Genomic DNA, 13998 nt, shown 5'->3' with positions numbered 1-13998 from the left:
GCCCAGCCCGCCCCGGCGCCGCCCACCGCCTCGCCCGCGCCGAGGCCCGCACCGGCACCGGCACCGAGGTCGGCCAGGGAGCCGAGTCCCGCCCCGGCCCCCGCCCCGCGGCCGTCCCCCACCCGGGCGCAGGCTTCGGCCCCCGCCGCCGGATGCGACTTCAGCCTCTACTTCTTCGGCGACTACCCGGACGACGCCGCCCACGACAAGTACGCGCTGATCCTCGATGCGGCGGAGTTCGCCGACCGGAACGGCTTCCACGCCCTGTGGTTCCCCGAGCGGCACTTCAACTCGTTCGGCGCGCTCTTCCCCAACCCCTCCGTTCTCGCCGCCGCGCTGGCGGCACGGACCAGCCGCGTCCGGCTGCACGCGGGGTCCGTCGTGCTGCCGCTGCACCATCCCGTCCGGGTCGCCGAGGAGTGGTCGGTCGTCGACAACATCTCCGGCGGCAGGGCGGGCCTGTGCTTCGCGAGCGGCTGGCACGCGACCGACTTCGCCCTCGCCCCGCAGAACTTCGGCCGCCACCGCGAGGCGCTGTTCGAGCAGGTCGAGACGGTCCGGCAGCTGTGGTCCGGACAGCCACTGGCGACGACCGCGGGGGACGGCAAGCCCGTGGAGATACGGCTGCAACCCCGCCCGATCCAGGACCAACCACCCATGTACCTGGCCGTGGTGGGCAACCCGGACAGCTACCGCCGGGCGGCCGCCGAGGACTTGGGCGTGGTCACCAACCTGATGGCGCAGACCGTCGAACAGCTGACGGAGAACATCGCGCTGTACCGGCGCACCCGCGCCGAGCACGGCCTCGACCCGGCGGCCGGCCGGGTCGTGGTGCTCGTGCACACCTACCTCGACGAGGACGCGGAACGCGCGCGGGCCGAGGCGTACCGGCCCTTCGTTTCCTACCTGCGGTCCTCGCTCGCCCTCTTCGACCAGGTGACCAACAGCCTGGGCGTCGAGGTGGACCTCGACAACACCCCCGAGGAGGACGTGGAGTTCCTGCTCGAACGGGCCTACGACCGCTACTGCGCCTCCCGCGCCCTGATCGGCGACGAGCACGCGGCCGCCGAGGCGGTGAGCCGCCTCACGGCCGCCGGGGCGGACGAGATCGCGTGCTTCGTGGACTTCGGGGTGCCGAAGGACAAGGTCCTGGCCGCACTGCCGGTGCTCGACCGGGTCCGCCTGCGCACCGCGGGCGCCTCGGCCGGACGGGTGCCGCCCGCACCGCGGCGCGAGCCGCTGTCGCCCGCGCAGCGCCGCATCTGGTTCCTGGAGCAGCTGCACCCCGGCACCAGCATGTACCACGAGCCCAAGGCCATCCGCCTGGACGGCCCGCTGGACGTGCCGGCCCTGCGACAGGCGCTGCGGAGCGTTGTCGGCCGGCACGAGGCGCTGCGGACGGTTTTCCGGCAGCACGAAGGCGTTCCCTACCGGGAGGTCCTGCCCCGGACGGTCCTCGACTGCCCCGTCGAGGACCACACCGGCGCGTCGGAGGCGGAGGCGCTGCGGGCCGCCCTGCGGAGCGCGGGGCACCACCCGCTCGACCTCGGCACCGGCCCCTTGCTCTCCGCCCGCGTGCTGCGCCTGTCGGAGGAGCGGCACCTGCTCTTCCTGATGGCCCATCACCTCGTCTTCGACTCGGCCTCCACGGTCGTGCTGGTCCGCGACCTCGCCGCCCACTACCGTTCCCTGTCCCACGGCGACCCGGAACCGCCGCCCCTCGCCGACGCGCCCCGCGCCGACCTGCCGGGGGCCGACCGGCCGGACCAGGACCGGTCCGCCGAGTCCCTGGAGTTCTGGCGGCACACGCTGAGTGGCGCCCTCGAGCTTGACCTGCCCACCGACCGGCCGCGCCCGCCGGTCAGGACGGGGGCGGGCGCGAGCCTCACCCACGCGCTGGACCGCCGGCTCGTCGGCCGCCTGCGGGCGTTCTCCGCCGAGCACCGCGCCACTCTCTTCATGACGCTGACGAGCGCCGTCGCGGCCGTACTCGGCCGGTTCAGCGGACAGCGGGACCTGGTCGTCGGCACCGCGGTCGCCGCCCGTCCGGCCGGCGCCGAGGACCGGATCGGGCTCTACCTCGACACCGTGCCCCTGCGTCTTGACCTCGGCGGCGACCCGGACTTCCCCGCGCTGATGCGCCGCGTCCGGGACAGCAGCACGGCGGCGTACGAACACCGTGACGTCCCCTTCGACGAACTGGTCGCCGCGGTCAACCCGCGGCGCGACCCCGGCCGCAACCCGCTCTTCCAGGTCATGGTCGAGTACGAGAACGAGGGCGAGGTCGACTTCGACCCGCCACGGCTCGCCGCCACGCTGCTGGACGTGCCCAGCGAACGCGCCCCGTTCGACCTCAGCATCTACCTGACACACCACGGGGACGGCGTCCGGTTCATGGTCGAGTACGACACGGCCCTCTTCGACGAGAGCACGGTGCGCCGGCTCGTGGACTACGTGGAACAGGTGCTGCGCCGCGCCCTCGACGCGCCCGCCGCGCCACTCAGCGACCTGACCGCCCTCACGCACGCCGACCGGGCGGCCCTCGTGCGGCTCGGCCGGCTGGACGAGCCGCGGCCGGCGGCCGGGGACACCCTGCACGGGCTGTTCGAGCGGCAGGCCCGCGGCACGCCCGACGCCGTTGCCCTCATCTCCGGTCGGGAACACATCACCTACCGCGACCTGGCGGCCCGCGCCCGGGACCTCGCCCGGCGGGCGCACGCCCGCGGCGCGGGGCGCGGCGAGCGCGTGGCGGTCCTGCTGCCGCGCGGGCCCGAGTTGATCGCCGCCCTCCTCGGGGTACTGCGGAGCGGCGCCGCCTACGTGCCACTCGATCCCGCGCTGCCCACCGCGCGGCTCGCCGCGCTCCTCGACGACAGCGCGCCGGCCCTCCTCCTGACGTGCGACGCCGTCCTCGCCCGGCACCCCGAGCTGGCGCCCCGGGTGCCCGTGCACCTGACCGACACGGCACCGGGCACCTCGGCACCGGGCACCTCGGCACCGGGCACCTCCGCGCCGGACGTCGCGGCCGAGGCCGTTCCGGATGTTCCGGACGGCGGGGCCGGGCCCGACGACGCCGCGTACTGCATCTACACGTCGGGCTCGACCGGCCGCCCCAAGGGCGTCGTGGTGCCCCACCGCGGCCCGGCCAACCTCGTGCGGGAACACCTGCGGCGGCACGCCGCCCTGCGCACCCTTCAGTGGACGTCCCCGGCCTTCGACGTCAGCGTGCAGGAGATCTTCACCACCCTCGCGTCCGGGGCGGCCCTCGTCCTCGTGGCCGACGAGGTGCGGCACGACCCGGACGCCGTGACGGCCGCGGTCCGCGAACACGGGGTGGAGCGGATGTTCATGCCCTGCACGCCGCTGACGCACCTGATGGAGACCGCCCCCCGCATGCCGTCCCTGCGCGAGTTGTTCTCGGCGGGCGAGGCCCTGCGGCTCACCGACGCCTTCCGCCGCTTCCTCGCCGCCCATCCGCGCTGCGACCTGTACAACCAGTACGGTCCGACGGAGGCCTCCGTCATCGTCACCTCCCACCGGGTGGACCCCGGCGGTGACGATCACCCGCCGATCGGCAGGCCGGTGCCAGGCGCCCGCATTCAGCTGCTCGACGCCGCCGGGCGGGAGGTGCCCGTCGGGGCGGTCGGGGAGATACACGTCGGCGGCGTTCCAGTGGCGTACGGCTACCACGCACGGCCCGAGGAGACCGCGGCGGCGTTCCTTGCCGACGGTGCCGAGCCGGTGCGGTACCGCACCGGCGACCTGGGGCGCTGGCGCCAGGACGGGGCCCTTGAGTACCTCGGCCGCACCGACGACCAGGTCAAGATCCGCGGCCACCGCGTCGAACCCGCAGAGGTCCGGGCGGCGTTGACCGCACTCCCCGGCGTCCGCGAGGCGGCCGTCGTGCCCCGCCGCGACGGGCACGGAGAAACGGAGCTCGTCGCCTACGTGGCCCCCGCGGCCCTGCGGGAGGACTTCGCCGTACTGCGCGCGGCGCTGGCCGCGGACCTCCCCGACCATCTGGTCCCGCGCCGCTGGGCGGGCCTCGACCGCCTGCCGGTGAACGCCTCGGGCAAGCTGGACCGGGCACGCCTGCCGGAGCCCGGCGAGGCGGGCGTGCGGCAGGAGGGCGCGGAGCCGGCCACGCCGCTGGAGAAGACGCTGCACGGTCTGTGGTGCGAGGAACTCGGCCTGAGCAGGGTCCCGGTGACCCGCTCGTTCTTCGAACTGGGCGGCCACTCCCTGAGCGCGATCCGGCTGGTGAACCGGATGGCCGCCGAGCTGGGGCTGACCCTGCCCATGTCCGACCTGTTCCGCTCGCCGACGATCCGAGGGCTCGCGGTCCGGCTCGAACAGCCCGGCACCGCGGCCGCGGACCAGCAGGCGCCCGCCCCGGACGACGTGCAGGACACCGTGCCGATGACGTCCATCCTGCGCAGACTGTGGCGCCGCCACCACGAACGAGCCGACCCCAGCGTCTACAACGTCGCCCACCGCGTCGACCTGCACGGCCGGCTCTCGCCCGACGACCTCGGGCGCGCGCTGGCGGACCTCGTGGCACGCCACGACGCGCTCCGCAGCCGGGGCGCGCACCGCGGCGGCGTTCACCTCGTCGAAGTGCTCTCCCGGGTGCCGGTGGAGCTTCCGGTCAGCGACCTGTCCGAACACGCCGCGGACGAGGACCGCCTGCGGGAGTGGTGCCGGGAGCACGCGTCGCACCCGTTCGCGATGGACCGTGCCCCGCTGTTCCGCTTCCGGCTGGCCCGGCTCGGCCAGGACCGCTGGACGCTCGTGATCGTCCTGCACCACGCGATCTGCGACGGCTGGTCCATGGGGGTCCTCTGGCATGAGCTACAGGAGCTGTACAACGCCCGCCGCGGGGGCGTCGGCGCGCCGCTGCCGCCGCGGCCCGCGCAGTTCACGGACTGCGCCCGCGCGGAGCACGCGCTCGACGACGGGCGCCGGGCGCAGCTGGAAGGGTTCTGGCGTGCCGAGCTGGAAGGGGTCGCGCCGACGCTGGACCTGCCGCACGACCGGCCCCGGCCGGCCGTGCTGTCCGGCCGGGGAGCCCTGCGCACGTGGAGCGTGGACGGCGCCCTGACCGGACGGCTCCTTCAGGCCGCCGGCCGGCTGGGCACGCCGCCGTACGCCGTGCTCGCGGCGGGCTTCGCCCTCTGGGCCGCCGGGCGCCGCGGCCGGTCCGGCGACCTCGTGCTGGCCGCGTCCAGCGCCAACCGGCTCGGCCCCGAACGAGCGGATGTCGTCGGACTGCTGGGCGAGGCCGTGCTGTTGCGCGCCCGGATCGGCGAGGCGGCCACCTTCGCCGACCTGGTGCGTCAGGTCGGCACCGCGCTCTTCGCCGCGCTGGACCACCAGGAGCTGCCGCTGGCCGAGGTCGCCGACCTGATCGCGCCGGGCACCTCCGACGGACCGTTCCCCGACGTGCTGTTCACCGTCGTCACCACTCCGGCGGCCGCCCTGGACCTGCACGAGGTGTCGGCGACGGTGCACAGCCTGCCCACGGCGGGCGTCGCGCGGAACGACCTGTACGTCGTCCTGGTGCCGCGGGAGGAGGGCATGACGGTGACCTTCGAGTACTCCACCGATCTGTTCGAGCACGCGACGATCGAAGCCTGGGGTGAGGAGTTCACCGCTCTGCTGGACAGGGTCGTGCAGGACCCCACGAGCCCGCTGCCGGACTTCCCACGCCGCTGAGCTTGGCAGGACCGAGGGGGTGAGTGTTTACTTACCAGTGGTGGGTGAGTGCTCACCCACCACTGCTGTCCGCCTGTCACGTCACCATGGGAGGAAGCCCTGTGACCTCGGTCCCGCCCGAGCCGCCGCACCTCGACCTGTACACCCGGAACGGGTTCACCGGTCCTGCCACCCCGATCGTTCGCGCCCAGTACCCGCCGCCCTACAGCCGCGTCCACGGCTCCTACGCGCCGCACCGCATGGAGGTGGGCGCCCTCGTCACCGGCTGGCCCCCGGAGCCGCGCGCGCTGCCCGTTCCTCTGCTGGCGGGGGAGGGCGTGAGCGTCGAGGCCGCCCGCCGCGAGGTGCCCATGCCCTTCGCCCTGCGCAACGTCCGCGCGGACGAACTTCACTATGTGCTCCGCGGGCAGGCCCGCCTGGAGACCGACCACGGTGTCCTCGACGTGCGCGCGGGGGACTTCGTCCTGCTGCCCCGCGCGGTCACCTACCGGTTCGGGGCCGTGGCCGAGCCGCTGGAGGAGATCGTCGTGGTCACCGAGGACCGGCTGACCCTGCGGACGGACGACGACCCCGAGGTGCTGGACACCCGGCGCCACGTGGACGCCCCCGCCCCCCAGGGCCCGCCGCCCGCGGCCGAGGAGGAGTACGAGGTCGTGATCCGCCACGGCGACGGCCTCACCTCGTTCTTCCATCCGGTGGACCCGCTGCCGTGTCTGGCCGTCGAAGGCACCCCCGCCGTGCGGCGGTTCCGCATCGAGGACGTGCACGCCCCCGACCCCGCCGCGCGGCCCGACCCCATGCCGGTCTGCCTGCTCGGCGACGACGCGACCCGAACGATGATCTACTCCGTGGGCAGCCGCCGCACCCCACGGCCTCCGGTCCACCGCAACGCCGACTACGACGAGGTGATCGTCTACGTCGCCGGTCCTGGGGCGTACGGAGCGGTGGACGCGCCGGGCACGCTGCTGTGGACGCCGAAGGGCGTGGCCCACCAGGGGCCGGAGGAGGACGTGCCGGGCGGATACCGCGCGTGGCTCCTGGAGACGCGCGCCTTCCTGTCCCCGACGCCCGCCGGCCGGGCCGTGGCACGGCTGATGGAGACCAGCGAGTTCGGCGTGCACCCGTCGGCCGCCGACCCCCGTTGACCCGCCCGGCAACCGCGGCCCCGACCTGGTCATTCGGGTCCGCAACGAACCCGTCGAGCGACATCGTCATGTGACTGAACACTTTGCCCGTCGTGGGCCTCCCGCTACTTGCCGGCTGTCACCCGTATCGACCTCCTGTGACCGTGGAACTCGTCGGCATCGCAACCCAGGTCTGGCATGGGAGCTACCTCGGCAGGAACAAGGTCGCTGAGACCGGATCGCCAGGTCAGTTGACGCCGTCGTGGGGGTCATAGGGCAGCGGAACGAGGCGAAAGTCCTGCGCGCGCTCGTTCAGCGGGCGGCCGACTTCGCCGCGCAGCCTCTCCATGTCCTGGTCCAGCAGGGCCTGATAGCTCGGCAGCATGTTCTGCGAGATCCACTGCCAGCGGGAGTCGAAGTTCGCGATGTTGCCGGTGGGCAGCGGGGAGTCGAAAGTGAGCGCGTCCGGGATGTCGACCTCGACCGGCCCCGCGCCCGGCAGGGCCGGGACAGGCATCCGGATCTGGTCAGGGAGATCGACCTGCACATCGTTCACCACCTCGCGGAACGGCCTGCCGCCCGGTACCGGCGACTCGGAGGTGACGCCGAGCATGTAGGTGACGGCGCGGCCGAGGTCCCGCTCCTGCATCGCTGCGTAGTCGTCCTGGAGGATCGTCTCCTGCTCACGCCGGAGCAGCGCCGCGTTGCCCTGCTCGATCCGCTGCGGATCGCCCGAGGCGATGTCCTCCCACGCGGTGAGCAACTGGGGGGAGAGTTCGCCCCCGGCGGCCAGGCGCCGCATCTCCTCGATCCCGCCGCGGTCGTAGGCCGCGTGCTGCCAGCCCATGTCCACGAAGATCTCCTTCTGCATGGCGACGAACGTGTCCTCGTAGTGGTCCAGCTCCGCCTCGCCGGCGGTGGCCAGCGCCATCGCCAGGCCCGGCGGCATCCCCGGCATGGCGGACGCGATCCAGCTCAGGCGCTCGTCGCCGCTGAGCCCGCGCAGCACGTGCAGGTCCTGCATGCCCGCGTAGACCAGGCCACCGGCCAGCTTCGCCATGCCCGCCCACTGCAACTCGGGGTTGCGCAGGAACAGGTCGGCGTAGTACTCGTACACCCGCGTGATGCGGTCGTCGTTGAAGGACAGCCCCCGGGTGGTGTCCCAGGCGGCGGGATCGATCCCCAGCTGCCGGCAAAGCTCCAGGAACGCCTGCTCGTTGGCCCACCGGTCCATCTCGGCGGTGGAGAACAGCCCGAGCGGCCCCGCCGACACGTCGTGCCCGAGACGTTTCAGCTCGTCGGCCCGCTCCGCCATCAGCCGGCGGTACCTCTCGATCTCCGCCTCGATGTCGTCCCAGGTGGTGGCCGCGTCGCCCGCCGCGAGCCGGAGGTGCTTCTCCCGGATTCGCCCGGCCAGGTCGTCCGGGAGGGCGTAGCCGTTCGAGGTCAGCGACGCCTGCACCATCTCACCGTTGTGGCTGACGATCAGCGGGGGCGGCTGCTCGGTGAACCAGACACGCCCCCGGTACTCCGCCAGCGCGTCGTTGAACGCCCGCGCCCAGCCGTTCCACTCCTCGGCGGCGGCCCCGAGGTGGTTGCCGTACTTGGTGTCAAGACCTCCGGGGTTGTGGATCAGCCCGCGGACGTCGTCCTTGGTCGCGAGTGCCAGGTTCATGGCGTGGACGAGGTGGCCGACCACGGCGTCGACATCGGCGCCGCCGTCCTGCAGGCCGCCCCGTGTCTCGTCGATGCGTGCCTCGCCGTCCACCAGCGCGGTACCGTCCAGGCCCCCGCCCCGCGCGGAGATCTCCGTGGCGCGCACGGCGAGGTCCTGCGCCCCCAGCGCCTCGGCCGCCGCCCGCCCGTAGGCGGCCGCGGCATCGGCGATCGCGTCGGCGTCGACCTCGGTGTCGAACTCCGTCTGCCGGGTCCACGGCCGTTTGCCGCCGGGTGCCGCCGCCTCGACATCGTCCCGCGTGAAGTGGAGGTTCGGGGGTTCCGGGGGCATGAACAGTCCACTCCCTACCAGCCGTGCGACGCGGTCGGGTGGACCGCCGGGTGGCGAGACTGTGACAGACCAGCACCGGCAGGGGTCCCGGCCCGGCGGAATGAGCTGGCCGACCGCTGTGCCTCGAACGAGCCCGCCACCGCCGCGACGGCTGCCGCGACTGGCGTGGCTCCGGGAGGTAATCGGCGATTCCTGTGGCTCACCGCGGGAGCCTCAAGCGGCCCGCAGCCATCGATCGAGGACTGCGAAGTCCTCGTCGGTGAGGCCGCGGGACGACACGATGTGGTGGAGGAGGGTCGGGGTGGGGTGGTGGGTGGACACCCAGTCTCGATCGGCGTCGGTGATCTCGTCGTCAACCCACACGAACGGCCGCCCGTCCGCCCATGCCACCAGGGTTCGGGTCTTCCAGTGGAGCCCGAACCACTCGTCCTCGCGTTCATGCCCGTCGGAGGTTTCCGGCCAGGTCACGACCGGCAGGGGCGGCAGGCCGAGCCGCGGTGCTATGTCGGTGTTCGCCTCCGCCTCCCAGGTGGTGGCCCAAACCAGCTCGCACGGCAGTGCCGCGAGGCGAGGCCCGACGCGCGGGTCGAGCCGCGTCAGGTGCGAATCGGTCGCGGTGCTCGACGGCTCGCGCTGCGGGCCGTCGCCGAACGGCAGGAGAGGTCCGTCGACATCCAGGAACAGCAGCGGGCGTCGTCGCCGATGAGGGCGACGAGGTGGAGTGTGGTCTTCGGCGAGCGCGATCAGCTCCTTGCCGCCGTCGGTGCGCACGCCCATGGTAATCAGAAGGTGGAGCTGTGCTCACGCCGACCGACGCCTCCTGGGCGAACCCCATCGAGGCTCACGTCGGACCGCTGCGGCAGTTCACCCTGGCCAACTCCCACCATCCGGACCACACCGCCCGGACCCGGGCCCTGCACGCCTACCTGCACCGGCGCATGCCCGGGCCCGGTGATCCGCCCGTCACTTCTCAGCGATTACCGACCCGGCCTGGTGCCAACTCGGCGATGACCTCGTCACCATCAACCGCTCCCGTCGGCACGAAACCCAGCGATGTGTAGAGCCGTCCGGCAACGGCGTTGTCCGGCTGATATGCCAGCCGGATCGTCCAGCAGTCCTCCCGCGCCGCCAACCAGCCCGTCATGGTCAGCAGAAGGGCACGGCCGACGCCCTTGCCCTGCTCGGCGCCATCGATCAGCATTCCCCCGATCCAGTGTGAGCCGTCCTCGTCCAGACCCCACATCGCGTGTCCGACGACCGCGTCGTCGGCGTAGACCGCCAGCGAGTTCCAGCTGTCCTCACGCATCGACAGCAAGAGGTAGCGGGCTGCCATGGCGGGGACATGACTTCGCTGCTCCTCGGTCACCGCCTGCCCAAGTTCTGGACCAGAGAGTTCATCGAGGACGTCGACTTCCTCGACGAGGGCTTCTTCGCGCCGGTGTTCCGGCTGGCAATCGCGGAGTTTCCCCAGAGCAGGTTCCCGGAGATCGTCGGTGTGAACATGGTCTGCGAGTTCCATGGTCTGGGCACGGCCGGCATCTCGAAGGCCAACGACCTGACCGACCTCGGGTACGACACGAGCTTCACCCGCCTGCACATCGCCGACGACAACGTCGAGATGGGCCACTCGGCCAAGGCCCGCGACGCCGTCGTCTTCCTCATGGCGGAGGCGGCACGCCTGGGCGTCACCGACCTCGTGTGGGAGCGCGTCCGCCGAGGCGCCACCGCGATGCGTATGGCCTACGTCGCCCTGATGCAGGGCCGTCTCAAGCTCGCGCCGACGCAGGTGCCGGCCCATCTCCTCAACGCCGGGAACCGGTGACCTCGATGGCAACCACTACGGTGACCTCCATGCCAATCGACATTGCGACCGCGATCCGGAACCTCGTGACGAGGGAGTGCCCAGGGAACCACGTCACGGCGGTTCACTCACTCGACAAGGGCCACACGAGCAAGCAGTGGGTCGTCACCACTGACGAGGACCGGCTGCTGGTCAAGGTGCCGCGGCGCGACCCGGGCCCCGAGCACTTGCGGCGACTCGTCGCCAGCGCGGGGGTGGCGGCCGAGCACGGTGTCCCCGTGGTGCGCTACCGGCGGTTGGTGCCGCACGATGCGGCCCTGGGCGGCCCGGCCCTCATCCAGGAGTACCAGGAGGGCGAGGCGGCGGACGAGGTATGGGAGTCCCTGACCGAGGACGAACGGCTGGTGCTGGTCCGGGACCTCGGCGACATCGTCGGGCGGCTGCACACCGCCGTGGGCCCGCATTTCGGGGATGTGCTCGGCGGTAGCAGAGGGGCGTCGCTGCGGGAGTCGGTCGAGGCCGAGGTGGAGGCGCTGCTCCCGGGCGCCGAACTCGGTCTGATCGGCGACGCCGACACCCTCCGGTCCGCGATCGGCGCCGCCGTGGCGCGGCTGGCGGACGCGGCGAGCGTCCCGACCCTCATTCACGGCGACCTGTGGCTGCCGAACCTTCTGGTGCGCGACGGACGCATCACCTGCGTCCTCGACTTCGAACACGCCACGTACGCGGAGCGGTTCCGCGACTTCGGCAAGCTGGACGAGCACATCTTCGACGCGTTCCCGGCCGGCCGCGAGGTCTTCCTCGACGCCTACGCCGCTGCGTGTCCGCTGCCGGACGACTGGGAGCGGCGCGTCGACCTCGCGCACGTGCTGCACGCGCTGAACATGCACGTCTACTTCCGGCGTTGGGCCCCGCAGTGGGCGCCGCAGTACGCCGAGCAGGTCAAGAAGTGGCTCGCGAGAGACGCCTGAGCACGGCCACGGGTACCACCACCAGTCAGGCGATCGGCAGACCGGACGGCGGGATGGAGCCATGCATATCGAGTCCGCGCGTGCGCTTGTGCTGCGCATGCCGTTAAAGGTCCCCTGGAAGACGTCCTTCGGGGCGCAGCCCGACATCGACACGGTGGTCGTCAGGCTCACCACAGCGGCGCGGTTTCCGGGTGGGGTGAGGCCGCCCCTGGCACATGGCCGCTGTTCTGCGGGGAGTGGGGGCGAGCGACGTTCGCACTGGTGCGTGACTATCTGCTGCCCCGCCTGGTGGCGGCGAACGCCGACGACGCCGGTCAGCTGAACGGTCTGTTCGCGGAGATCCGGGAGAACACCTTCGCCAAGACGGCGGTCGAGACCGCCTGGTGGGCGCTGCGCGGCGGCGTCGAGCAGCGCCCACTGAGCCACTACGTCGGTGGCACCCGCTCGACCGTGCGGGCCGGCGCCGACTTCGACATCCACGCCGATACGGACGAGCTGCTGGCGAAGATCGCGAAGGCGCTCGGCTCCGGATGTCCGCGGGTCAAGCTGAAGATGGGCAGGCAGACGAGGATCGACCAACTCGGAGAGGTACGGCGTGCGTTCCCCGACGCCGGTGCATGTCGACTGCAACGCGGCGTTCACCAGGGACGACATCGACCACCTGGCGCTGTTGGACCCACTCGGCCTGGCCATGATCGAACAACCCATGGCGCAGGACGACTTCCTCGGCCACGCGGAGCTCCAGCGGCGGCTGGACACGCCGGTGTGCCTCGACGAGTCGATCCGGTCGCGCCACCACCTGGAGCTCGCCCTGAAGCTCGGCAGCTGTGGTTTCGTCAATGTGAAGCCGGGGCGCGTCGGCGGCCTCGGGCCCGCGGCCGAGATCGGGGAACTGGCGGCACGGGCCGGCATCGGGGCGGTCGTCGGCAACATGCTCGAAAGCCCGATCGGCGCGCACGTGTGCCTCGCACTCGCGTCGTGCGCGTGGGCGACGTACCCGGCGGACCTTTTCCCCGCCGAACGGTTCTTCCACAAGTCGCTCTCATCCGACGACATCGCGTCCCCACCGGGCGGGGGGTGGGAGTTCGCCGTTCCGACAACCCCGGGAAATCCTGCCGTGCCCATCGACGACGTGCTGTCGGAGTTGCTGGTCGCCGACAGCGGAGAGGTGACAGCGTGATCGCCACGGACATCGACGACGACATGTCGACCACCTTCATCGACCAATGCCGGGAGGCGACGGCGGCCGACTGGGAGGCGTACGAGGAACACCCCTGGCTGACCGACCTGGAACGGGGACGGATGACCGTCGAGCGGTTCTTGGCCTTCCAGGTCGACGACGCGCCGTTCATCCCCTACATTCACCGCACGCTCGCGCTCGGATTGGCGAAGGCACCCAGCGGCTCCCCGTGGTCGCGGACGGCGGCGAACCTGCTGTCCAACTACTTCGTCGCCGCGGAGACGGACTTCAAGCGCGCCTGCGCGCACTGGCGTTCCTGGCCGCCGGACTGGTGATCGCCCTCAAGGTCCCGCCTACCCCGCACGCCGCGCCACCTGCCCAGGGCCGTTCCGGCCACCGGGCGCTGCTGTGGGACCGGCCCTATCTCGCGCTGATCGGGACGTGCTCGATCTTCGCCCTGTGCAGCACGTTCCTCGCCCTGTCGCTGCCCGTCTACGTTGTCCAGGGCCTTTCAGGACCGGACTGGGCCCCCGGCCCGCTGCTGGCCCTCAACACGCTGCTGCTGGCCACCTGCACGGGCGCCGTCGCGCGCTTCGTCGGCCGCCGCCGCACCCGCCCCCGCATCATGGCGTGGGCCGGCGGACTGTGGGCGCTGTGGTGCGCGACGGCCGCGGGGGCCGTCCTGATGCCGTCCGAGGTACTGGTGCCGTACCTCGCCGTCGTGGTGGTGTGCTACAGCCTCGCGGAGATGACCTACGGACCCGCATCGAACGCGCTCGCCGCGCAGGCGGCACCGGCCGGGTCGCGGGGCACCTACCTGGCGGCGTTCCAGTACTCCTTCGCTTGTTCGAGTATCGTCGGGCCCAGCCTGTTCGGCCTGCTCTTCAGCCAGGATCGCCTGCTCCCTTGGCTCGCCGTGGGCCTCCTCGCCGCCCTGGGCACGGTGCTCATGCTGCGCCTGGAGCACCGGCTGCCACAGGAACGCCGAACGCCGGAACACAAGAGCGGCCCCCAGGACGCCGAGGCGGAAAGCGCGGGGTGAGGCACCCGGTATGCCGGGTTGTTCTTCCTGGGCGAGGCAGGAGCCCTGGGCCAGATGAGCAGCATGGATGGCCCGATACCCGGAGTCCGGCGACCCGGCGCCGGCGGGCGGCCCTGGACGCCGGAGACCTGACCGCACTGACCGCCCTGACCGCACT

At 72.3% G+C, this 13998-nt stretch carries 10 protein-coding genes and 1 pseudogene; 8 read left to right on the top strand and 3 right to left on the bottom strand.

All coding sequences use genetic code 11. The features are described 5' to 3' along the window. The coding region (locus tag RM779_RS10170) for a MupA/Atu3671 family FMN-dependent luciferase-like monooxygenase (RefSeq protein ID WP_311617329.1) at positions 1–5715 on the top strand (5715 nt) is incomplete at its 5' end. A gap of 101 nt (positions 5716–5816) precedes the next feature. Beyond that, positions 5817–6860 carry a cupin domain-containing protein gene (locus tag RM779_RS10165; RefSeq protein ID WP_311617328.1) on the top strand — a complete coding sequence of 348 codons (1044 nt, stop codon included), beginning with the start codon at positions 5817–5819 and terminating at the stop codon, positions 6858–6860. 226 nt (positions 6861–7086) lie between these two features. Here RM779_RS10165 and RM779_RS10160 read toward each other — a convergent pair whose 3' ends face one another. Beyond that, the gene (locus RM779_RS10160) at positions 7087–8847 is read right to left on the bottom strand and encodes a DUF2515 family protein (RefSeq protein WP_311617327.1); all 1761 of its coding nucleotides are present in this window, start codon (positions 8845–8847) and stop codon (positions 7087–7089) included. A gap of 213 nt (positions 8848–9060) precedes the next feature. Continuing rightward, positions 9061–9624, bottom strand: a complete 564-nt coding sequence (locus RM779_RS10155; RefSeq protein ID WP_311617326.1) for an HAD domain-containing protein — start codon at positions 9622–9624, stop codon at positions 9061–9063. Between the two features lie 9 nt (positions 9625–9633). Between RM779_RS10155 and RM779_RS10150 the strand changes: the two are divergent. Then, positions 9634–9785 (top strand): annotated as a pseudogene (locus RM779_RS10150) (IS630 family transposase); the annotation flags it as partial. A 32-nt stretch (positions 9786–9817) separates the two neighbouring features. Here the strand turns inward: RM779_RS10150 and RM779_RS10145 are convergent. Beyond that, complete coding sequence (locus tag RM779_RS10145) at positions 9818–10180, bottom strand: GNAT family N-acetyltransferase (RefSeq protein ID WP_311617325.1); 363 nt, start codon at positions 10178–10180, stop codon at positions 9818–9820. Between the two features lie 9 nt (positions 10181–10189). Between RM779_RS10145 and RM779_RS10140 the strand changes: the two genes are divergently transcribed. The 5 genes from RM779_RS10140 (at position 10190) to RM779_RS10120 (ending at position 13841) form a co-directional block, all read left to right on the top strand. Beyond that, a complete protein-coding gene (locus RM779_RS10140; protein ID WP_311617324.1) occupies positions 10190–10669 on the top strand; it encodes a hypothetical protein in 480 nt (159 codons plus the stop codon). Between the two features lie 29 nt (positions 10670–10698). Then, on the top strand, positions 10699–11619 hold the full coding sequence (locus RM779_RS10135; RefSeq protein WP_311617323.1) for a phosphotransferase family protein: 921 nt from the start codon (positions 10699–10701) through the stop codon (positions 11617–11619). Positions 11620–12214: 595 nt separating this feature from the next. Continuing rightward, entirely contained in the window at positions 12215–12799 is a 585-nt protein-coding gene (locus tag RM779_RS10130; RefSeq protein ID WP_311617322.1) for an enolase C-terminal domain-like protein, read from the top strand. After that, entirely contained in the window at positions 12796–13134 is a 339-nt protein-coding gene (locus tag RM779_RS10125) for a hypothetical protein (protein ID WP_311617321.1), read from the top strand. Before RM779_RS10130 ends, RM779_RS10125 begins: the two co-directional genes overlap by 4 nt. Further along, the gene (locus RM779_RS10120; RefSeq protein ID WP_311617320.1) at positions 13131–13841 is read left to right on the top strand and encodes an MFS transporter; all 711 of its coding nucleotides are present in this window, start codon (positions 13131–13133) and stop codon (positions 13839–13841) included. Before RM779_RS10125 ends, RM779_RS10120 begins: the two co-directional genes overlap by 4 nt. The last annotated feature ends 157 nt before the right edge of the window (positions 13842–13998 follow it).

This window comes from Streptomyces johnsoniae, from assembly GCF_031845565.1.
Taxonomy (GTDB): Bacteria; Actinomycetota; Actinomycetes; order Streptomycetales; family Streptomycetaceae; genus Streptomyces; species Streptomyces johnsoniae.
The sequence above is the reverse complement of the archived record's forward strand: the minus strand, read 5'-3'. Positions and strand labels throughout refer to the sequence as shown.

Coding starts and splice junctions, on each gene's coding strand:
- RM779_RS10160 (WP_311617327.1), bottom strand. CDS start 8,847: ATGCCCCCGGAACCCCCGAACCTCCACTTCACGCGGGACGATGTCGAG.
- RM779_RS10155 (WP_311617326.1), bottom strand. CDS start 9,624: ATGGGCGTGCGCACCGACGGCGGCAAGGAGCTGATCGCGCTCGCCGAA.
- RM779_RS10145 (WP_311617325.1), bottom strand. CDS start 10,180: ATGGCAGCCCGCTACCTCTTGCTGTCGATGCGTGAGGACAGCTGGAAC.
- RM779_RS10140 (WP_311617324.1), top strand. CDS start 10,190: ATGACTTCGCTGCTCCTCGGTCACCGCCTGCCCAAGTTCTGGACCAGA.
- RM779_RS10135 (WP_311617323.1), top strand. CDS start 10,699: ATGCCAATCGACATTGCGACCGCGATCCGGAACCTCGTGACGAGGGAG.